Below are 19,572 nucleotides of genomic sequence, written 5' to 3'. Positions count from 1 at the left end.
AGCAGGCTTGCTGTAGTCGAAAAGAGGCTTTGCGACTAAACCGGTATAGGGGACATCGCCAAATGAGCAAGGGTAGGCCCCCTACCCCCACGGTGGCCGAACACCCGGCGCACCCGGCACATTGAAGGACCGACGCCATGCAGAACCTCAAGATCGCGACATTCAATGTCAACGGCATAAAGACGCGACTGCCCAACCTTCTGCAGTGGCTGGAAAAGGAGCGCCCGGACATCGTCTGCCTGCAGGAACTGAAGGCGCAAGACAACGCGTTCCCCGCTGGAGAACTTGAGGCGGCGGGCTATGGTTCATTGCACCATGGCCAGGCTTCCTGGAACGGAGTGGCAATTCTCGCGCGGGATTCCGAACCCCTTTTGATCCATAAGGGCCTGCCGGGAGCCAAGGACGACTCGCAGTCTCGATACCTGGAAGCGGCTGTCCATGGCGTGATTGTCGGATGCCTGTACCTGCCCAACGGAAACCCGCAACCTGGGCCAAAATTTGATTACAAGCTCGCGTGGTTCGAACACCTGATCTCCCACGCTGCAACACTGCAGGCCAGCGAACATCCAGTGGTCCTCGCGGGTGACTACAACGTGGTGCCCACCGACCTGGACATCTACAACACCCGCTCATGGCTCAAGGATGCCCTCCTCCAGCCAGAAAGCCGTGAGTGCTTTCAAAGGCTGCTTTCCCAGGGCTGGATCGACTCGCTGAGGCACCTGTACCCGGAAGAGCGGGTGTACACGTTTTGGGATTATTTCCGTCAGCATTGGCAGAAGAATTCCGGGCTGCGCATCGACCATCTGCTGCTCAACCCGGTACTCGCCCCGTACCTGAAAAACGTCGGCGTAGATGCATGGGTACGGGGTGAAGAGCATGCCAGTGATCATGCGCCGACGTGGATCGAGATCTCATCACGGCAAACCCGGTCAAGAAAGAAGCCAAAACGCAGTTGATCACAAGCCACGACGCTGACTACCGGCACGCGTGCCGGTCCCCGACTCACCCATCCCAAGGTGTGATCCGGGCTTACTGATGGGGCACGAATTTCGCGAGCATCAGCCAGCGACTTATGGCCGCGACGAGTTCGGTCTTGCACTCCACCGGCAGCCAATGCCCGCCAGGCAGGCTCGTCACTGTGAGGTCTGCGCAGGCCGCGCGCATTGGATCGCCCGACTGATTGCCGTTGATGGTATTCATCGGGTCGTAATCACCGTTCACAAACAGGACGGGCATGGACAGGCGGCCGCCATTGGGTGCGCGATGGGCATATTCGATGTTGGCATCGTCGTTCAGATACCACGCGCAGGGCGTGCGGAAACCATGCTCCTCGAACGTGCGCACCAGTGCCGCGAAGTCCGTCTCGGGCCAGAGCGCCGAGTCTGGTGGGGTCGGGGGAGCCCGGTGCGCTTCGCCAAACCGCCCGCCTTTGCGGGTCACTTCGGCATTGGAGGCGACCCTGGCGATGCTTGCAGGGTCGCCTCTTCGATAAATCGACGCCAGCGATGCTGCTTTGTCCGCGTCAAGATCAGCCACGGCGGACGCAAAATGCGTGTTGTAGTAGCGGTAATAGTCCCATTGGCCGTCTGGATACTGGTCGACCGGGTAAATCCCTCGGTCAACCAGCGGTATGAGCGTCGCCAGCGCGTTCGTGGAAGGAAAGTACGGAACCGAAACCAGCACAACGCCGCGGCTGCGCCAAGGTTCATGGGCGACCAGTTCACCGGCCACGACGCTGCCCCAATCGTGGCCCACCCAGATGGCGGGCGTTCCACCGAGATGGTCATGCAGCTCTGTCATGTCTGCCACGATGTTTTCAATCGTGTACGCATTGATCGCGGCCGGCGCCGAAGAGCCGCCATAGCCGCGCATGTCGGGTGCGACACAGTGCCAGCCTTGGGCAGCGAACGCTTCCATCTGTGCACGCCAGATCAAACCGAGTTCGGGCCAGCCATGCAGGAACATCATCAATGCCCCATCGGCAGGTCCCGACTCCAGATAATGCGTTGTGTGACGGGGCGTACTGAAGACGCGCGAAGTCAGCTTGAAAGTGGACATAGGATCTCCTCATGTCATACCGGCGCGATGTTTCACTGTAGGTCACCTCGAGTGCGTGAGCACCACTGCCCGCGTATTTCCAGGTCGCGCTTATCCTGGGATCGGGACCAAAAGAACTGAAGCAACCACACGTCAATCAACGTTGTAGAAAATTTGAATTAGCCAGTTGCCCGGCCGGTCAAGAATTATGAACGCAGTAAATCTGACGAGGTAACAGCAATGACTATCCAGGCAGAGACACTCGTACAACTGACCGAAGCCCTGCAAGAGCGAGGCATGCATCTGGTTTCAGATGTTCACTTCACCCGCGCGCCCTATCGGCAGAATCACCTCTGGGTCTGCACCGTAGCGTAACGATCCCTTATGATGCTTGCCTGCCAGAAGGTCGCCAACCGCGACAGATGGATCAATGCGAACACTCTTATGGATAAGCCCGATGCGGATCAACGTTCTGACAATTTCCCTGGCCACCTTGATGATGACCGGATGTGCCAACCATGGCGCCAAGCCTTCGACGCACGCGCTGGCGACTCAAGATAACGTAGTTGGCATCTGGGCCATGGTTCCTCTGCGCAACGGAATTGCCAACGTGGTCGAATACAGCGCTGATGCCAAAGCCACATTGCATCCATTCAACTGCGCTGAACCCGGGAAGCACCAGGAAAAAGAAGTGAGCGACTTCAAGGTGTCCGACGATGGAAAAGTCATCCATCTCAAATCACCTTCAGACAACTTCGACCTGAAGGTCCTGGCATTCGACCCGCAGACCATGACGCTGAGCATGGATGTTTCGGATACGAGCCTGACCTTCAACTACGTAAAAGTCAGTAACGTCGCACCGCTGTGTGCCCTTTATCCAAACGCCGCCGCTGAAGCTGCGCGCAAAACCCCTTTCAAGGCCAGTGATTTTGTAGCGGATCCCGGGATACCTGCCCACTCCGGTATGGAGCGATATATTGGCAAGTGGGCAAATGACAAAGGCGAGCCGGAGGTAGAAGTCATCATGGGTCCCAACGGCAGTGCCTACCTCTACATGGCTTCCAGCAAAAACTGGCACTTCCTGTACAACGAGGTGCATTGGGTAGGCGACGAACTGCATTTTGAAAGCTATGCCTATTCAGACCTTCCCTCTCTTTACAGCCACCCTTTCCATAAATCCAAGACCCACAGCATTCTTCAGCCGAGCGGCGACGGAGGATTACGTTATTCGATCTTTATCGATAAGCGCCGGTACGAATTTCCATTGAGCCGGGCGAAGAACTGAGGTCGAGGTAGCGCAGTACTGTTGCGATGACCGGGCGGTGCATCTGCAACGCAGAAGGCAAGGAAGCCTCGCAAACGAAGTGGATTGCGGACCTGTTGAACAATTGCCGACCGGAAACAAACAAGGGCTTGCATCAGCTTTCGCCCGCAAACCCTTGGTTTTAGATGGTGCCCGAAGCCGGAATCGAACCGGCACGCCCTTACGAGCGGGGGATTTTAAGTCCCATGCGTCTACCAGTTTCGCCATTCGGGCGGTAGCGCTATGCAGCAGGCCAAGCAGCGTTAAAAGCCCTTGAGCGTTGCAGCAGGCTAGGGAATATATAGATCCAGCCCCCTCGATGCAAGGTCGGGTGTGGGCTTTTTCAAACAATCAAGCGGCGCCCTGGCAAACAAAAAAGCTCGCCAGATCAGTCATCTACAGATTTTGCAGGCGGGAGTGGGCAATGGCGATACCGACCGCTTCACCAGGTGCCGCACTCGTGCCCCACGTGCATCAGGAAAAATAAGTCATTACCGCAATAACCACTGAAACCCAAACCAGGGTCATCAAAAACGACAGCGCAGCCAATGTCTTGCCCATTTGCCTACTCGCCCCGATGAAATCACTTCAAGGAACCCTCCCAGCGCCGCTTGAGAATAGCCACGCACGACGCAGTTCGCCTTCAACCTCCCACGAAAATCGTGGATACGATACTCCACGCAAAAGGTTAGTTCCTTCAGCAGTCCCGCCCACACGTTACCGAGCCGCTGTTTATTCCCTGATACCTCAAAATGATCATCCCCGGCTTTCCTGCTCCTGCAGCGCCCCGGCCCATCTGATACGCTTTTTTCTTCTGCATCTGCCCCTGTATCGAAAACCGCCCTGCCCTGACAATACTCCCACTCCCGACACGCCCGTGGAGCCCGGCAGGAACCGTCCTGCCGGCCCGTTCATTTCGGAGGCCTTATGGCTAAGATGGCATTTTTCCTGTTCGGTTTTCTTGCGCTGACCATCGCAATTGGTCTGCTGGCCACCATCTCACCGGTCTAGGATCCATGGCCTGCTGACGCAACCCGCTGGAGGTCAGAGGGAGTGTCAGCCGGCAAAAAACATCGGATACAACGACAGCACCAACAGCGCCGCCATCGACCAGTTGAACACCCGCAACCAGCGTGGCTCGCGCAGTACATTGCGCAAGCCGCTGCCACAGCCGGCCCATACGCAAACGCTGGGCAGGTTTACCAAGGCAAACACCGCAGCAATCAACAGCACGTTGGCGACATAACCCTCGGCAGGCGTGTAGGTGGTGATCGCGCCCAATGCCATGACCCAGGCCTTGGGGTTGACCCACTGGAAGGCCGCCGCACCGAGAAACGTCATGGGTTTGCGCTTGTTATCGGTGTCATCGGACATCGCGCTGGACGTTGCGATTTTCCAGGCGAGGTACAGCAAATACGCCGCCCCCACATAACGCAATACGGTGTAGGCCCACGGCAACGCCTTGAACACTTCTCCCAGGCCCAGGCCCACGGCGATCACCAACAACATGAAGCCAATGCTGATGCCCAGTGCATGGGGAATCGAGCGAATAAAACCTAAGTTCACCCCGGACGCCAGCAACATGGTGTTATTGGGACCTGGGGTGATTGAGGACACAAAGGCGAACAGCGCGAAGGCTGAAAGCAGGCTTGAAGACATGAGCATGGCGCGACATCCGAACGAGTACTGTGGCCGTGACAGTAGAACGTTGCGCCAGCCTGCGCCCCGTACAGCTACGGGTAGATACGGTCATACACTTCGCCAGGCCTGCCAACAAGCGCCCTCCAACCAAACTGCCATTGGTTTGCCTTCATTGATCGGTATACTTGCGCCCTTCTCTGCACTGCACACTGTGCTGAACACATCCTGAAAGGACACTCGATGAGCAACTACCTCGACCGCGCGCTGACGGGCCTGCGGACCCTGGGCATCAATCTTCTGCAGCCGGTTCCAGATGCACCGGTACTGGTATTGCTGGACCGCGTGGCCCAGTACGACACCGCCAAAGTCACCGCTATCGCTGCCGTGCTGCAACAGTCGACCACCTTCAACAGCGTGGTTCGCGAGCAGATTGCCGGCATGGATATCTCCACACGCTTCATGGACATCACCCAGAGCTTCACCTCAATCCGCGAAGACGCGGCCGCCATGGCCGGCTGGATGGATGACGGGCGCCTGGATACGCTGGAGAAGCTCAAGCTGAGCTGGATGAACCTGCGTCGTGGCTCGATCCCCAGCCGCTTCAGCGAGATCCGTGAAAACTACCTGCAGGTGTGCAAGTCGGCCAATGACCAGATCTCCCGGGAAACGGTGATTCTGGAAGCCTACCTGGATTTTCGCATGGCCATGAAAGCGGCCGAGGTCGATGCCCAACAAGTGCTCGCCCTGGCCGGCCAGGTCCTGGAGCAGCGTACCCAGGCCTTGAACGAGGCCAACGCCCAAGTCACGGCTGCCGAAACCCTGGCGCCGGCCGAACGCGCGGCCTTGGAATTGCGCCGTGACGAAGCCGTACGCGCGCTGCAGGACGAAGACAAGCGCTACCAGATCGTCAAGGACATCGCCGATGACCTGAAGGTCGGCTACAACACGGCCGAAATGGTCTTCGCCCGGATCAACCAGGTGCATGTGATCAAGGAGCGCCAGTACCAGCGCATGGTCTCGTTCTTCTCTACCAACGAAGTGGTGTTGACCGGCCTCGCGGTGTCGTTCACCAGCAACAGTGGACTGGCCGAAGCCACCAACACGCTGAACGCCACCACCGAGGGCATCAGCAAGGGTCTTGAAGCCCTGGGCAGCACCGGCAACACCCAATTGGAAGCAGCGGTCAAGGCCAGCTATGGCTCCACCATCAAGGTCGACTCGGTGCGCGCCCTGGCCGACGCCACCCTGAGTTTCCAGACGGACATGCACGGCCTGACGGAAACCTACCGCGCTGAATCCAGCAACGCGTCCCGTGACATCGCCGAAGCCGTCGAAGAGGCCAAACGCAAGTTCGCCGCATTGCTGACCAAGGCCGCTTGATGAGCGACATTCTTCTCTCCGAGCAACTCGGCGCGATGGCGCTGGTGGATCAACTGCGCCACCAGCAGATGGCGGTGGAAAAGGACTTGAGCCTGCCCCAACGCCGCGCAGAAGTGGCGGCGCGCATCCGCGAGTATTACCAGAACAACGGCATTCAATTTACCGAAGCGCAGATCGATCAGGGCGTGCGCGAATTCTTTTCCAAACGCCTGGTGTTCGAGGCCCCGGAACTGAGTGCGCTTGACCGCTTCTGGAGCAAAGTACTGCTCAGGCGGCATCGCGGCATACTCGTCATCCAGCTCATCGCGGTCACCTTGCTGGTGGTGCAATGCAGCCGGGTGATGGTCGCCAGACACGAGATCCTAGAGGCTCAAAGAGCGGCCATCGCCGTCGAGACGAACGCGGCACAAAAACAATCAGACATCGCCCACCTGAAGGCTCGCTTGAGCGCCGTGCAACAGGACCCGGCCTATATTGAGGGCGGCGACCTGTTCAGTGCCCTGCCCCGACTGAATACCAAGGCCGAACATGCCCTGGCCATGGTCGATACCTCCGGGGTCGATTACGCCAGTGAGCAGATCGGCGTGCTGGAGGCGTTTTTAGCCAAGGTCAAGGCAGTCCAGCCGATGACCGACCAGCTCAACGAGTTGACCCGCAAAGTCGCCGACATTCAGCTGCCCGCCGCCGACAGTAAAGCGACGCGGGGCATGCAGGCCGAATTGGTCATGATCAAAGACCTCATCGGGAAATTCGAAATCGAAAAAGCCGGCGGCCAACTCAGGGCCCTGCGTGCCAACACCGAACTGATCCCCAAGGAGGTGACCATTCGGGTTGTCGACCGGCCCGGCACGCCGTCCGGTGTCGAGCGCTGCTACGACAAGGCGCTGTGTAATTCCAATCCTGGTTCGATCCAGGGCAAGAGCTGGTATTTGGTTGTCGAAGCCGTCGACCTGTCGGACAGACCGGTTCTACTGCCCACCGTCAGCAGTGAGACCGGCACCGGCGCGTGGGCCAGCCAGTTCGCTGTGCGGGTACCGCAGGCCGAATACCTGAAGGTCAAGGCCGACAAACTCGACGACGGCCACCTGACCAACCGTGTGATCGGCCGCAAGCCGGCCGGCAGGATGGAAGTCACCTACTTGAGCCAACGGACCACCGACCCGCTCGAAACGATATTGGAGTGGTGAAGACATGACGCCTGACACCCTGATCGGCATCACCGAACGTAACTCCCGCAACGCCGAGCTGAGGATTCGCACGGCCGAGCAACACCTGTCTGAACTGCTCGGCGAGCAACTGGCGCTGGAGCAGGACATTACCCAGCGCCTGGGTAAAATCGCGGCCCTGCACCTGGACCAGGGCAACACGCAGAACGAGCAAGTCGCCGCCGCCCTGAACCTGCGCCAACAGTCCCAGGACCTGCTCCACCAGCAACTGCGCGACGCTGAGCAGACCGTGGCCCAGGCGCTGGCGGGCAAGGAAAAACTGCAAGCGCGAGCCGACACCCTCGACCAGCAAGCCCGGCAATCCCTGGAACAAAACCCCGATTACGCCCGCCAGGTCGAGCAACTGGACCTGGCCCAGGCCGCCCACCGAGAACACGTCAGCGGTTATGAAGACTTGCGCCAGGAGTGCGCACTGAAGCGTCCGACCTTTGATACCAACCTGGTCTACGTCTACCTGCGCGGACACGCCTTCGGCACCGACCAATACCGGCGCAACCGCCTGAACCGCTGGATGGACAACTGGCTGGCGACTAAGGTGAACTACCTCGCCAACCGCAAGAACGAGCTGAGCCTGATCGCCCTTGGTGAGCGAAACGAGGCCTTGCAGGCCGAGCGCATCGCCCTGATCAGCACCTTGAGTGCCAGCGTCGATGCGCAACTGGCTCAGGCACGTGACCAGTTGGGACAGGCCTCAATTCAACCCGAGCTCGACACCCTGCAACGCGTAGTCGACAACGCCAAGCGCCAGGCCAATGCCATCCAGGAAAAACTCGGCAGCTACTCACGCAACGAAGACCCGCAGTACCAGCGCGCACGCCAGTTGCTCACTGACCAGTTGAAAACCCGCAGCATCGGCGAATTGATCGACCTGGCCAGCCACACCCCGGACGACGCCGACGACCTGATCGTCGAGCAACTGCAAACCCTGAACCTGCGCTTGAAAGCGGTGGTACAGCAACTGGCGGATACCCAGGAAGAGGCCGTGGTACACCAGAACAGCTACCAGCGTGCCAAAGACCTGGAGCGCAAAGTTCGCAACGATGCGTTTACCGGCCGCGATGTTTATTTTGACCTGTCGACTGACTTCGAGCGTCTGGTAGAGAGCTACATGACCCAGGGTGCAACCCTTGGCCAGGTTGTGGATGTGCTTGGCCGGGGCCTTAAAATCGTGCGCCGCAGTCAGGTAGCGGCAGGGGCGACGCGAGGCTATGTCAGCGCATCGATCAGCCCTGTCGTCCTTGGCGTCGCCACCGTCGAAAGCAGCAATAACAACACGGCCAGCTTTTCGACGTCAGGCAGTACAGGCGGCGGCAGCTTCAGGACGACCGACAGCTTCTAGCCTGGCGCGAAGCAAATCCGGGACTTCCTCGTTGCTAGCTGTCAGACAACGAGGAAGTGATCTGCGCAATCGCATCCTGATCCAGCCCGTCCAGCGTGCGGTAGTGGTTGATGATCAACGTCTCCTTGTCACTCAGGGTGGCCTGGTTGATAACCGCCCTTTCCCCCGTCAACACGTAAAGCACGTCCACGCCTTTATGCCGGATGGCAATCAGGTAATCGGACTTGGGCGCCCGCGCGCCACTTTCGTAGTGCACCTGAGCATTCGCACCCACACCGCCAATCGCACCAAACTCCTGTTGGGAGAGCCCCAGGATCTTGCGTTCCTCTTTCAGGCGGATGCCGAGTTTATCGTCCATGGCGGGTACCTCAATAAACGTGTTTAACACCCACCATACGCTTATGCGCAGGAGCGGGGTCTATTCATTCGGGTGGCTACCTATTGCGTGCGCACGAAGGCGAACATATGCGGCACGTAATCGGCCTTGCCGAGCGGCACACCGTTATGGCGAAGGATGTTATAGACGGTCATCAGGTGAAAATAGAACTGTGGAATGGCCCAATTGACCGCGTATTCGTAGGCAGTCATGTCGAAAATAGTACCGTCGGGAAGTTCTATCGAGATAGCGCGCTCGCTGCTGTCGATGAGTTCGCGATCTGCCGAGGCGAGGGCTTGCAGGGTTTGCTCGATCAACCCACGCGCCTCGCTCAGGGTTGCGGGTGTGCTCAGAACCGGCAGCGGTTGATGGGTGAGACGCTGGACCGATTCCTGGGCCTGGGTGCACGCAAACCGGATTTGCGTTGCGAGGGTGTGCATGTCGGGCGCCAGCCGCGCGCTCAGCAGGTTTCGCGGGTCATAGCCCAACTCGCCGGCATGCGCCTCGCCTTTGGACAAAAGCCCCTTGAGCGAGCGCAACATCTGCGCAAAGCAAGGGACGGTGATTACATAGGTCGACATCGTTCTTCCTTGACTGGATGCTGAGCGTGGGAGCATGCCATGGGCACGGTCTACGCGGCTAGCCGGCAAGCTTCATGCAGCTTCACGTGACGTCAGCGGCGAGCCGACTTACCTTGGCCACCCGCCCCTCTTACTGGTGTAGAGCGTGCTAAAGATCGCCACCCTTGCCGCCGGCTTTATCTGCTTGTCGATGCTGCCTGCTGCCCAGGCGAGTGATGGGTTCTACGTCAACCCGCAGTCCACCGCCGCACAGTGGGTCCAGCAGCACCCCGATACGCCTGCCACTGCAAGCATCCGCTCAACCATTGCCGAGGTGCCCAGTGCCCTGTGGCTGACCGGCACCAGCCAGGCCATAGGAACGCTGACCGAACGCGTCAATCGCTATGTAACCGCTGCCGCCAGTGCTGATAAAACACCGATTTTGGTGGCCTATAACCTGCCCCACCGCGACTGCAGCGGTGGCGCCTCGAAGGGTGGCGCACCGGCAGCGGCGGAGTACCGGGGCTGGATAGACCAACTGATCAAAGGCATTGGAGACCAGCCGGCGCTGGTTATCTTGGAGCCGGACGCACTGGCAGACCTGCAGTGCCTGGACAAGGACAAGCGCGCCGAGCGGCTGGGGCTAATCAATTACGCCGTATCGGGGTTCAACCAGCGCGCACGCCATGCCGATGTTTATCTGGACGCTGGCAATCCAGGCTGGAAATCCCCAGGCGCCATGGCCGATGCGTTGAATGCAGCCGGGGTGAAACAGATCCGGGGGTTTGCCCTGAATATCGCCAACTTCTACACCCTCGCCCAGGTGCGCAGTTATGGTGATGCCATCAATGCCAGGTTGTTAAGCGAATACGCCTATACAAAAGCCGTGGCGGTGGATACCAGCCGCAACGGCAATGGTGCGAATCCTGGAGACTGGTGCAACCCGGTGGGGCGCAGACTGGGCATGCCACCGCAAGTGCTTTCGCCACGGTTGGTTGCCCTATGGATCAAACTCCCGGGCAATTCGGACGGTGCGTCTTCGACGAAAACCGATTGTCATGAAGGCCCGGCGGCAGGCACCTTCAGTGCCGAACTGGCACTTCGCCTGATTGATGGACACTAACGGCGAATGAGCCTTGCATCACCTGGACTCATTGCTCAGGATAGCGCTCTTGAGCTGAACATCGGCAGGGAAGCAGCAGGTTACCGAGGCCGACAACACATGACGCTCCATGAAGATAGCCCGCTGCACATAGAGGTGTGCCAGCGCCAGAAACACCTCTGGTTCTGGCTCCCAATTGGTCTTTTGATGGTTTTCTTGACGATTACCTCGACGATTTTCCTGGGTACAAATCCGCCGGAATGGATGTTTGTCGCACTCAACTTTGGCTGGGCAATCGTCGCGCTGACACTGCTGGTGAAGCTATCGGGTGTTTGTTGCGCCAAGTGAAGCACCCAGGCGTTTCAGCTTGCATCGCGCATCACTCGGGCTCGTGCCCTCACCTTGATACGTCGTCAATGCCAGACAAACAACGTGAAACAACTCACATTTATGGAGTTTCACGGTTGAAGGTCAAAATTTGACCAAATATATTTCGCCCCACCCGAGCGCTCACCTCTATACGGATATTGTTCTGCGCCTGCTCGGGCCCCCGGAGATGCGCAGGCAATAAAACATTGAGGTTTGCCATGCGTCTTTCCAAACTCGCCCCAGCCGCCGCCCTGTTCAGCCTGTTCACTTTGCCCGCCCACGCCGCCGACCTGTCTGCCCTCACCGGTGCCCTGTCATCTGCCTTGGGGGGTGCCGGCAACAGCAACAACACCGTCAACGCCAACAGTGCCTCCTGCCAGCAACAGATCCGCGACCTGCAGACCAATATCAATGCGGCCAATGCCAAGGGCGATACGTTGCGCGCGACCGCGTTCCAGGCAGCACTGACACAAACCAACAAGAGCTGCAGCAACAGCACCTACAACACCCAGGCACAAGTGGACACTAACCCTCAGCGCCAGCAAAACGTGAACAAGGCTGCGGATGCGATCAACGCAATTGGCGGCTTGTTCAAGTAAGTCGGGCTGCCCGGCAGAAAGCCCGCGCTTGCGGGCTTTTTTCTGCATCGCACTGTCCAGGTAAATCAGTCCCCTTTACCCCAGGCGACACGCCTCATAATCAAAACGTCAGCGTGACGGCAATTGTGTCGGTGTAAGTACCGGCAGGCAAACCCACCTTGCCCGGTGATTTACCGTAAATGCTCACCGTTTGCGCAACCCCGGTGCTGGCCGTGAGATTGATAGTGCCGTTGTTGGCAAGAATTTGCGTGTGGGCGGCGTCGGTGTAGATGTCATAGGGCGCAAAGTGGCCGGCACCGTCTGCCAGGGCACGCGTTCCACCGGTGGATTTGCCATCATTGGCGCCGGACGTGATGGTCAATACCGGCGAAGTACCCGCCGAGCATTGAATAGACAAAGGCGCCCCGCCGCCGCCCAGCACTTGCCCATCAGCCTCTGTATACAGGGTGTTGGCGGTACCAAAGTTCAACGCACCGAAATTCAAGCCTGTGGTGCCTCCTACGCCGTTGACCAGGCAACTATTGATCAATATCAGCGACGCACTGATTTGCCCGGTGACGGTGGTCGCGGCCTGGGAGCCGGACACCCAGGCCAGTGTCGTCAACGCCAGTAAGACTCTTGAGATAAGTCCATTCATGAAGCTCTCCTTATGACTTGCCAACCCAGCGCGCCGGCTCAGTTCCCTGAGGTGGACCCTTGACACTTGTACAAGGATGGCCGCTGCGTAGAAGGTTAGTCAGTCAGGAGGAAACTGCCAGCCCGAGGCCAATCGCTTTCACTTGCGGGAGGTTGCCTGGAGAGCTTTTCGGCCTTGTACCCGCAGGAATCACTGGCCAGTTTTCGCTCCGTCGCTGCACGTCAGCGAACGGGTATCGGAACCCGGAAATTACAGGTACCTCCCTATCGATGATAAGCCTTCCGGTAGGTTGTGGGGCTCACGCCCACGATCGAGAAAAAGTGCTGACGTAACGACAGGCTTGTACCAAACCCGCAAGCGTCAGCGATCGACTCGACGCTGTGGTCGGTTGTTTCAAGTTGCAGTTGGACGGCCTTGATTCGCTCATTCGTGAGCCACTTGCCAAACGTCGAGCCGGTCAGTTGCTTGAAGTGCCGGGTGAAACTGCGTCGACTCATCGCCAGCCTCGTCGCCACCTGATCGATTGACAACGGTTGTTCCAGGTTTGCCCGAAGCCAGTCCAGCAACTGGCCGAGACGCTGGTCGCTTGCGCCTTGAGGAACAGGCTGGCTGATGAACTGGGCCTGGCCTCCGTCGCGATGGGGGGAAACCAGCAGTTGACGCGCCAACGCGTTGGCAACCCCCCGCCCATAGATCCGCCTGACGATATGAATACAGCAATCGAGCCCTGCGGCCACGCCTGCAGAGGTCAGGATTTGCTGCGCCTCGACATAGAGCACTTTGGGGTCCACTTCAATGCGTGGGAAATCTCGCGCCAGATGCGCCGCCCACGCCCAGTGCGTGGTTGCCCGCTTGTCGCACAGCAGGCCCGCATGGGCAAGCACGAACGCCCCCAGGCACAGGCCGACCACCAGCGCGCCCCGTTCATGGGCTGCCTGAAGCGTTTCGAGGAGTGCGCACGGCGGCCTTTCGGTGACGTCCCGCCAGCTGGGAATGATGACGATGTCAGCTCCTGCAACCTGGTCCAAACCATGGTCACAGTGGATCGCGAAACCGGCGTTGGTAACCAGCGCCCCCTCTTCGCCCGCGCAGACCACCAATTCAAACCAGGGCGAATCCCCCACTCGGCGATCTTTACCAAATACGAGGCACGGCACAGAAAGGTGAAAGGGGCTGATGCCGTTAAAAGCGATGACTGCAACTTTCACACTTTTTTTCATAGGGCGGGCCTGATCGAGATTGGCCCGATTCTAATGAAAATGGTCATTGGGCCAATGGTGTGAGTTCCCGGATGCGTTCACTCTGATCGCAGCTGCATTTCACCGGGAAATGCGCAAATCAGAGCTCAGGGCCTCAATGAACATCGCCACCTTTTGCACGCTGGGAGCACTTATGACCACTCTTTCGATGACCGCACCGGCACACGCCAGCGAACCGGTGCCGTCCGTCCCCTATACCACCGAGTCCACTGGCTATCATTGGTCCAGTGTGGACGGCGTGAGGGTTTTCTATCGCGAGGCCGGCCCCAGGGACGCGCCGACCCTGGTGCTGCTCCATGGCTACCCTTCGTCCTCGCGCATGTGGGATTCGCTGATCCCGCTGCTTGCTGACCGGTATCACGTGATCGCACCCGACTACCCCGGGTTCGGCAGAAGCGACGCGCCCTCGCCCGCGACCTACACCTACACGTTTGACCATCTGGCCGACACCATGAGCAAGCTGCTCACGCAATTGCAAATCCATGAATACACCCTGTTTATGCAGGACTACGGCGGCCCGGTAGGCTTTCGGATGATCCTCAACGCGCCGCAAAAACTGCACGGCATCATCATCCAGAACGCCAATGCGTATGACGAAGGCCTGGGTGCCAAGTGGGCGAACATCGCCAAGTACTGGAAGGCTCCCGCCGAACATCCCGAACAAGTCGATGGGTTCACGGGGTACGAGGGCACGAAGCAGCGCCATCTGGGCACCAGCCCTCATCCCGAGCGTTACAACCCTGATGCCTGGGAGGACGAGTTTGCCGCCTTATCCCGTCCGGGCCAGCGGGCGATACAGTCGGCGTTGTTGCTGGACTACCAGAACAACGTGGCCTCTTACCCAAAATGGCAGCAATGGTTGAAAGACAACCAACCGCCGATGTTGGTCATGTGGGGAAAATACGACCCGTCGTTCATTGTGCCGGGGGCGATGCGCTACAAGGATGATGTGCCGGGGGCCGAGGTTCATATTCTGGACGCGGGGCATTTCGCGCTCGATGAAAAAACCGAGCAGATCGCCAGCCTGACGCGTCAGTTCATGGCGCGTATCACCGCCGGTAAATAGTAAAGAGTGGGAGGCCCGCGCCCGACTGATCGTCGGGTAACCCTGCAGTTCGTCGCCTCAAGCATTCCACTTCACTCAATCTCGAATACTGTATACACATACAGCACTCGAAATACCTCCTATGAATATCGACGAAGACACCTGCGGGTGGCTTGGCATCCCCACGCCTCTCGAAATGCACAAACAACATGCCCGGCTGCTCGAGAACGAGATCCAGGAACTGAACCTGCAACTGCGCAAGGCCCGGGCGGATATCTTCGGCCTGGTCGCGATGCTGACAGAAGCACAGGCAAAGAACGAAGAGTTTGCCGGATACCTCAGGCTGCGCGGTGCCGAAGCTGCAGCGATGAGGAAGCAGATCGCCAACCTCACCACTTCAGATCGACTCAGCACGCGCGAGGCCGAGAGGCTGCGCAGTGTGCTGAACGAACTGATGTCTCACCCGAAAACCATCGTCTAAGCTCAGGTTTCAGGTTGAGGGCTTGGCCATGTGCGGAAGACTTTCCCAGTACAGCGGCATTCACGACTTCGTCGCGGCGCTGAGCATGCAATGCCCTGGCGAACTCCGTGGGTGAGTTGCCGCGGGGAGAAAATCGACCTGCAACCGAGTGGAAGCTGACGCTGTTGATGACGGCGCTGAGGATCGCGCCAATCATCGTTTGGCTGAACGCAAACGCAGCCAAACCACCCCGACCAGCCCCAACGGCACCCCCAGGCTGAGCCATGAAAGCAGGTCATAGACGCCGTCACCGATCAGCGCCGAGAGCAATCCGAACAGGCTTAGAACAAAGAGCAACAGCGGCCAGCGAAAGATCATCCACAGTCCGCGCCTCATGATCGGCCCCCCATTTCCGGCCCGCTGGCATGCAATTCATCCAAGCGTTTTTGCAACGGTACCTTGCGACGGCTCAGCCACAGGTAGAGCCCACTGCCGAGGATGACGATGCTGATGAGATCGAGCAGCGTCCAGATGATCTTCAGCGGCACACCACCGTAATCACCAAAATGCAGCGGCTGCGAAACCAGCAAGGTTTTCACGTACAACGGCATCTCACGCATGTCGGTCAGCTCGCCGGTACTCGCATCCACCAGGGCCGGCTTGAGCAATCGCGCAGTGAGCGGCGTGGTGCCGCGCATGAACACTGCGTAATGGTGCTGGCTGCTGAACTGAGTACCGGGAAAGGCGATGAAGCTGGGCTCCATGCCTGGCGCCGCCTTACGCGCGGTATCCAGCGCTTTTTGCAACGACCCGAGGCGCTCCAGCGGCGGCGCATCCTTGTAGGGCGCGGTCATCTGCGCCAACTGGTCACTCTGCCAAAAGTCGAAAATGGGCAATGCCAGCGTATTGATCACGCCCGTCAGCCCCACCACCAACACCCAGGCGAGGGTGACGATGCCGAGCACGTTATGCAGGTCCAGCCACTTCAAGCGTGAACTGCGCCCGTTGCGCACGGTGGCGAAGTCCAGCTTGCGCATGAACGGTGTGTACACCACCACGCCGGACACCAGCGCCGCGACCAACAGCAGCCCCATGAAACCGAGAAACAGATAACCGGGCAACCCCATGAATAAATCGGTATGCAGGCGCAACATCAGGTTCATGAACCCTTCGTCTGGCGGCACCGCAGGAAATAACTCGCCAGTGCGTGTATCGAACGACTGCGAATGCCCCTCGATCGGTGGCGGCATAATGCTCGTTGCCGTGTACACCGTACCGAGCGGACTTTCCGGATCGAAACCGACAAAACGCACGACCTCCCCCGGCTGCGCCACCAATGCACTGGCAATGACGGTGTCGTAGTCGATTGTTGGTGTATCGGCGGTCAGCGGGCGCAGGGGCGGCGGCGGCTCGAAGTAGTGCTCAATCTCTTCATGAAAGATCAGTGGCAGCCCCGTCAGGCACAGCAACAACAGGAAAACGGTAGCGATCAGGCTGGTCCATTTGTGGACCAGAAACCAGATACGCAAGGTGCGTGCAGTCATGCTCGGTGGTTTTCCTTAAAGCGCCAGGCTCGCCGCGCGTCACGAGGCACGGCGAGCCCCCAGGCGGTATCAGTATTTCCAGGTAATAGACGCTACCAGGTTACGCGGGGCGCCGTAGCTGGCGGTCGTGGCACTGTTGTACAGCGATAGCAGGTATTTGCGATCGGTGACGTTGTTCAGGTTCAGCGACGTGCTCCAGTTGCTGTCGATGTCATAGCTGGCCATGAAATCGAGCAACGCGTAGGCGTTCTGGTGGATGGCACTGTTCGTGTCGTTTTCCACTGCACTCTGCCAGCTTACCCGTGTACCGATCTTGGCTTGGGGCAAACTTGGCAAGCGATAGGTGAGCATGCCGCGCACGCTATGAGTTGGCACATACTTACGGGCCTTGTCGCCATCGTCGTTGTCGATGCGCACGTAGGTATACCCGGCGAGCACGTCCAGGCCGGGTAGCGCTTCGCCAGAGGCTTGCAGCTCTACTCCGTGACTCTTGTAATCCATGGGGTCGTAAACGGACCGGCCACCCACCAGGCCGACATACTCCGCGACATTCTGCTGTTCGGTCTTGAACGCCGCGGCGGTGACGTTGAGGCGGTCATCCAGCAAGCTGCCCTTCACACCGGCTTCCATGCTTTTGCCTTCAAGCGGAGCAAGCAGTTTGCCGTCCCTGCCCAGGTTGTACTGAGCGCTGTAGATTTTCGTCCAGCTGCCATACACGCTCCACTGCTTGTCCAGGTCGTAGACCAGGCCGGTGTAAGGCGTCACCTTGCCATGTGCGCGGGTGTAGTAGTCGGAACCATAGCTGTCGCCGGAAGCGTCCAGGCTGATCATCCGCGCGCCGGCGATCCAGTGAAGATCATCGGCCAGACTGAATCGGGCACCGGCGTACACGCTTTTCTGAGTGTCCGTGAAATTCTGCGTATTGGCGTCGCTGGTAAACAGGAACGACGGATGCGCCAGATTGCCCGCCAGCACATCCGAGAATGAAACGTCGTAGTAGCCATCTGCAGCCGCATCGTATTCCCGGGCCTTCTGATGGGTGCGGCCATAGGCGGCACCGAGGGTCAACTCATGCTCTCGGCCAAACAGGCTGAACGGGCCGGAGACCTTGGCCTCGCCCAGCAACTGATGAGCCTCGCTGGTGGTATTGGCGGCAAACACTGAGGCGTCATCACCGCTGACCCCGGCGACATACATCATGTTGGTGTCTTGCTTTTCGGTGATGCCCGTGGCGGTGACCGTAGCGTTCCAGCCGTTGCCAAAATCATGCTTGAGCTCAGCGAATGTGCGCTGGGTACGCAGGTTCCAATAGGTCCATGGCTGGCCGATGCTGGAGCTGCGGCTGCCATAGTGAATGGCGTTGCCATCGTTATCCACCAACGGCAAGTTACCCCAGGTGCTGCCGTTTGAATTGCTGTCGTGCTGGGAGAAACCCACGGTTACGGTGTCGGCATCGGACACATCGAACGCCAACAACCCGGCAGCGACGTTGCGCTCATGGCTGTATCGATCCATCCACGAGTTGCCCTTGTCGTGGGAGTAAATGAAGCGGCCGCGTACGTTGCCGGTATCCGTCAACGGCCCGGAAACGTCCACGTCCACACGACGGCCATCCCATGAGCTGACGCTGGTATCGATTTGCGCCTGGAAGGTCTCGGTCGGACGTTTGCGTACGAAATTGACCGTGGCCGACGGGTTGCCAGCCCCGCTCATCAAACCATTGGCGCCATGCAGGATGTCGATCTGCTCGAACTCGGCCAAGTCCTGATCACCGACCAATACGGTTCCCACGAAGGGCATGCCCACGCCATCGTATTCAAAGTTGTTGATATCGAAGCCGCGCGAGGTGAATTCCGTACGATCGGTTTCGGTTTGCTCCACGGTCACCGAGGGCGCAGCACGCAGCGCATCCTTGATGCCCGTAATCTTGAAGTCATCCAGGGCTTGCCGAGTGATGGTGGTCACGGCCTGCGGGGTTTCCTTGTCCGTCAAGCCCAGACGGGTAGTGCTGGACGACGGGTTGCTTTTGTAGCCCACGGTTGGACCGTCAATAGGTTCACTACTCGCTTCGATCTGGGTAGTCGGCAACGTCAAGTCTTCGGTGGCGTGAACGAGGGACGCAGCGCTGCAAGCGCCAGCAAGCAACAGACTGGCAGAAAAGTGATGTTTCAAAACGAGGATTCCTACGACGAGTGGGTCAAGCGCGTTAACATTTCGAGAATGCTAATAGGAATCTAACTCAATTACCAAGTTATGTCGGACATTTTTTTCACATTTCGAAACATTTACTGTCGGGTACATTTGGCTACATTTGTCGTTTGAAAATGGGAAGGCGCGGAACACTGAAGATTCGCCGTTGAGAAGATTTCGGCCGCGGCTCAGGCCGCGAGATTGAATGAGGGCGACTGATTCTGCACCGAGTGGCTCCGATTCCACATCGAGCCATGTACTACCCAGTAGATTCGTCGGGAGCTGAAGCTGATGAAGCGCGAAGGCCTGTCAGCAACGTCACTCCAGTAAGAACCCATCCGCACACTCCTTTTTATGGGCACAAGGGTATTCACATGCCTCAGAAAGAAGGTTCAGGAACAGCGTCTGACTGAGATTGGCTGGGGAGCCAGGGCGCTAGTACCGTAGTCGTGGAAGGAATCGCCGGGGTCAATTCATGAACTCCGGCCGAAGACCGCAAAGAAGA

General features: G+C 58.7%; 20 protein-coding genes, 1 tRNA gene and 1 pseudogene. 12 read left to right on the top strand and 10 right to left on the bottom strand.

The window, feature by feature from the left end:
* Nucleotides 1-137: 137 nt before the first annotated feature.
* Nucleotides 138-956 carry an exodeoxyribonuclease III gene (xth, locus tag V6607_RS15300; protein WP_102368989.1) on the top strand — a complete coding sequence of 273 codons (819 nt, stop codon included), beginning with the start codon at nucleotides 138-140 and terminating at the stop codon, nucleotides 954-956.
* Between the two features lie 73 nt (nucleotides 957-1,029).
* Here the strand turns inward: xth and V6607_RS15295 are convergent, their stop codons facing one another.
* Nucleotides 1,030-2,058, bottom strand: coding sequence for an alpha/beta hydrolase (locus V6607_RS15295; RefSeq protein WP_134326555.1), 1,029 nt, complete (start codon nucleotides 2,056-2,058; stop codon nucleotides 1,030-1,032).
* A 219-nt stretch (nucleotides 2,059-2,277) separates the two neighbouring features.
* On the opposite strand from V6607_RS15295, the gene V6607_RS15290 reads away from it, so the two are divergent.
* A complete protein-coding gene (locus V6607_RS15290; protein WP_023658805.1) occupies nucleotides 2,278-2,412 on the top strand; it encodes a hypothetical protein in 135 nt (44 codons plus the stop codon).
* A gap of 82 nt (nucleotides 2,413-2,494) precedes the next feature.
* A complete protein-coding gene (locus V6607_RS15285; RefSeq protein ID WP_134326554.1) occupies nucleotides 2,495-3,322 on the top strand; it encodes a hypothetical protein in 828 nt (275 codons plus the stop codon).
* Between the two features lie 165 nt (nucleotides 3,323-3,487).
* Here V6607_RS15285 and V6607_RS15280 read toward each other — a convergent pair.
* Both V6607_RS15280 and V6607_RS15275 read right to left on the bottom strand, forming a co-directional pair.
* Nucleotides 3,488-3,574: transfer RNA gene (locus V6607_RS15280), tRNA-Leu, on the bottom strand.
* Between the two features lie 822 nt (nucleotides 3,575-4,396).
* On the bottom strand, nucleotides 4,397-5,005 hold the full coding sequence (locus V6607_RS15275; protein ID WP_338743962.1) for a LysE family translocator: 609 nt from the start codon (nucleotides 5,003-5,005) through the stop codon (nucleotides 4,397-4,399).
* 216 nt (nucleotides 5,006-5,221) lie between these two features.
* On the opposite strand from V6607_RS15275, the gene V6607_RS15270 reads away from it, so the two are divergent.
* From V6607_RS15270 to V6607_RS15260, 3 genes are read left to right on the top strand one after another with little or no spacing between them, the layout of a single operon-like run.
* Complete coding sequence (locus V6607_RS15270) at nucleotides 5,222-6,361, top strand: merozoite surface protein 3b (protein ID WP_134326489.1); 1,140 nt, start codon at nucleotides 5,222-5,224, stop codon at nucleotides 6,359-6,361.
* The gene (locus tag V6607_RS15265) at nucleotides 6,361-7,548 is read left to right on the top strand and encodes a DUF6384 family protein (protein ID WP_134326488.1); all 1,188 of its coding nucleotides are present in this window, start codon (nucleotides 6,361-6,363) and stop codon (nucleotides 7,546-7,548) included. The genes V6607_RS15270 and V6607_RS15265 overlap by 1 nt, the downstream gene beginning before the upstream one ends.
* Nucleotides 7,549-7,552: 4 nt before the next feature.
* Nucleotides 7,553-8,926, top strand: a complete 1,374-nt coding sequence (locus V6607_RS15260; RefSeq protein WP_134326487.1) for a hypothetical protein — start codon at nucleotides 7,553-7,555, stop codon at nucleotides 8,924-8,926.
* Nucleotides 8,927-8,960: 34 nt separating this feature from the next.
* On the opposite strand, the gene V6607_RS15255 is transcribed toward V6607_RS15260, so the two are convergent.
* Together V6607_RS15255 and V6607_RS15250 are read right to left on the bottom strand one after the other, a co-directional pair.
* Nucleotides 8,961-9,284, bottom strand: a complete 324-nt coding sequence (locus tag V6607_RS15255; protein ID WP_003207700.1) for a transcriptional regulator — start codon at nucleotides 9,282-9,284, stop codon at nucleotides 8,961-8,963.
* A gap of 80 nt (nucleotides 9,285-9,364) precedes the next feature.
* Nucleotides 9,365-9,883, bottom strand: coding sequence for a DUF1993 domain-containing protein (locus V6607_RS15250; protein WP_003207698.1), 519 nt, complete (start codon nucleotides 9,881-9,883; stop codon nucleotides 9,365-9,367).
* Between the two features lie 145 nt (nucleotides 9,884-10,028).
* Between V6607_RS15250 and V6607_RS15245 the strand changes: the two genes are divergently transcribed.
* The 3 genes from V6607_RS15245 (at nucleotide 10,029) to V6607_RS15235 (ending at nucleotide 11,932) form a co-directional block, all read left to right on the top strand.
* The gene (locus V6607_RS15245; protein ID WP_134326486.1) at nucleotides 10,029-10,985 is read left to right on the top strand and encodes a glycoside hydrolase family 6 protein; all 957 of its coding nucleotides are present in this window, start codon (nucleotides 10,029-10,031) and stop codon (nucleotides 10,983-10,985) included.
* Nucleotides 10,986-10,991: 6 nt separating this feature from the next.
* Entirely contained in the window at nucleotides 10,992-11,312 is a 321-nt protein-coding gene (locus tag V6607_RS15240; protein ID WP_134326485.1) for a hypothetical protein, read from the top strand.
* Nucleotides 11,313-11,551: 239 nt separating this feature from the next.
* Entirely contained in the window at nucleotides 11,552-11,932 is a 381-nt protein-coding gene (locus V6607_RS15235; RefSeq protein WP_003207691.1) for a DUF1090 family protein, read from the top strand.
* Between the two features lie 100 nt (nucleotides 11,933-12,032).
* Here the strand turns inward: V6607_RS15235 and V6607_RS15230 are convergent, their stop codons facing one another.
* Nucleotides 12,033-12,569, bottom strand: a complete 537-nt coding sequence (locus V6607_RS15230) for a spore coat protein U domain-containing protein (RefSeq protein WP_134326484.1) — start codon at nucleotides 12,567-12,569, stop codon at nucleotides 12,033-12,035.
* A 263-nt stretch (nucleotides 12,570-12,832) separates the two neighbouring features.
* On the bottom strand, nucleotides 12,833-13,789 hold the full coding sequence (locus V6607_RS15225; protein ID WP_166742164.1) for a helix-turn-helix domain-containing protein: 957 nt from the start codon (nucleotides 13,787-13,789) through the stop codon (nucleotides 12,833-12,835).
* A 172-nt stretch (nucleotides 13,790-13,961) separates the two neighbouring features.
* On the opposite strand from V6607_RS15225, the gene V6607_RS15220 reads away from it, so the two are divergent.
* From V6607_RS15220 to V6607_RS15210, 3 genes and pseudogenes are all read left to right on the top strand, one after another.
* A complete protein-coding gene (locus tag V6607_RS15220; protein ID WP_256346303.1) occupies nucleotides 13,962-14,894 on the top strand; it encodes an alpha/beta hydrolase in 933 nt (310 codons plus the stop codon).
* Nucleotides 14,895-15,015: 121 nt separating this feature from the next.
* On the top strand, nucleotides 15,016-15,354 hold the full coding sequence (locus tag V6607_RS15215) for a hypothetical protein (protein WP_008435088.1): 339 nt from the start codon (nucleotides 15,016-15,018) through the stop codon (nucleotides 15,352-15,354).
* A gap of 28 nt (nucleotides 15,355-15,382) precedes the next feature.
* Nucleotides 15,383-15,476 (top strand): annotated as a pseudogene (locus tag V6607_RS15210) (DUF159 family protein); the annotation flags it as partial.
* 70 nt (nucleotides 15,477-15,546) lie between these two features.
* Here the strand turns inward: V6607_RS15210 and V6607_RS15205 are convergent.
* The 3 genes from V6607_RS15205 to V6607_RS15195 all read right to left on the bottom strand — a co-directional run bounded on the left by V6607_RS15205 (nucleotide 15,547) and on the right by V6607_RS15195 (nucleotide 19,049).
* Nucleotides 15,547-15,729 (bottom strand): hypothetical protein, encoded by a 183-nt coding sequence (locus V6607_RS15205; RefSeq protein WP_023658797.1) that lies wholly within the window; start codon nucleotides 15,727-15,729, stop codon nucleotides 15,547-15,549.
* Nucleotides 15,726-16,877 (bottom strand): PepSY domain-containing protein, encoded by a 1,152-nt coding sequence (locus V6607_RS15200; RefSeq protein WP_134326483.1) that lies wholly within the window; start codon nucleotides 16,875-16,877, stop codon nucleotides 15,726-15,728. The genes V6607_RS15205 and V6607_RS15200 overlap by 4 nt, the downstream gene beginning before the upstream one ends.
* A 69-nt stretch (nucleotides 16,878-16,946) precedes the next feature.
* Complete coding sequence (locus V6607_RS15195; protein ID WP_256662415.1) at nucleotides 16,947-19,049, bottom strand: TonB-dependent siderophore receptor; 2,103 nt, start codon at nucleotides 19,047-19,049, stop codon at nucleotides 16,947-16,949.
* Nucleotides 19,050-19,572: the final 523 nt, after the last annotated feature.

The organism is Pseudomonas sp. KK18 (assembly GCF_037094675.1).
Classification (GTDB): domain Bacteria; phylum Pseudomonadota; class Gammaproteobacteria; order Pseudomonadales; family Pseudomonadaceae; genus Aquipseudomonas.
Note: the sequence above shows the minus strand (reverse complement) of the source record. Positions and strands in the feature narration are given on the sequence as shown.

Coding starts and splice junctions, on each gene's coding strand:
- V6607_RS15290 (WP_023658805.1), top strand. CDS start 2,278: ATGACTATCCAGGCAGAGACACTCGTACAACTGACCGAAGCCCTGCAA.
- V6607_RS15260 (WP_134326487.1), top strand. CDS start 7,553: ATGACGCCTGACACCCTGATCGGCATCACCGAACGTAACTCCCGCAAC.
- xth (WP_102368989.1), top strand. CDS start 138: ATGCAGAACCTCAAGATCGCGACATTCAATGTCAACGGCATAAAGACG.
- V6607_RS15275 (WP_338743962.1), bottom strand. CDS start 5,005: ATGCTCATGTCTTCAAGCCTGCTTTCAGCCTTCGCGCTGTTCGCCTTT.
- V6607_RS15200 (WP_134326483.1), bottom strand. CDS start 16,877: ATGACTGCACGCACCTTGCGTATCTGGTTTCTGGTCCACAAATGGACC.
- V6607_RS15215 (WP_008435088.1), top strand. CDS start 15,016: ATGAATATCGACGAAGACACCTGCGGGTGGCTTGGCATCCCCACGCCT.
- V6607_RS15295 (WP_134326555.1), bottom strand. CDS start 2,058: ATGTCCACTTTCAAGCTGACTTCGCGCGTCTTCAGTACGCCCCGTCAC.
- V6607_RS15225 (WP_166742164.1), bottom strand. CDS start 13,789: ATGAAAAAAAGTGTGAAAGTTGCAGTCATCGCTTTTAACGGCATCAGC.
- V6607_RS15230 (WP_134326484.1), bottom strand. CDS start 12,569: ATGAATGGACTTATCTCAAGAGTCTTACTGGCGTTGACGACACTGGCC.
- V6607_RS15240 (WP_134326485.1), top strand. CDS start 10,992: ATGAGCCTTGCATCACCTGGACTCATTGCTCAGGATAGCGCTCTTGAG.
- V6607_RS15250 (WP_003207698.1), bottom strand. CDS start 9,883: ATGTCGACCTATGTAATCACCGTCCCTTGCTTTGCGCAGATGTTGCGC.
- V6607_RS15255 (WP_003207700.1), bottom strand. CDS start 9,284: ATGGACGATAAACTCGGCATCCGCCTGAAAGAGGAACGCAAGATCCTG.
- V6607_RS15220 (WP_256346303.1), top strand. CDS start 13,962: ATGACCACTCTTTCGATGACCGCACCGGCACACGCCAGCGAACCGGTG.
- V6607_RS15270 (WP_134326489.1), top strand. CDS start 5,222: ATGAGCAACTACCTCGACCGCGCGCTGACGGGCCTGCGGACCCTGGGC.
- V6607_RS15235 (WP_003207691.1), top strand. CDS start 11,552: ATGCGTCTTTCCAAACTCGCCCCAGCCGCCGCCCTGTTCAGCCTGTTC.
- V6607_RS15205 (WP_023658797.1), bottom strand. CDS start 15,729: ATGAGGCGCGGACTGTGGATGATCTTTCGCTGGCCGCTGTTGCTCTTT.
- V6607_RS15265 (WP_134326488.1), top strand. CDS start 6,361: ATGAGCGACATTCTTCTCTCCGAGCAACTCGGCGCGATGGCGCTGGTG.
- V6607_RS15285 (WP_134326554.1), top strand. CDS start 2,495: ATGCGGATCAACGTTCTGACAATTTCCCTGGCCACCTTGATGATGACC.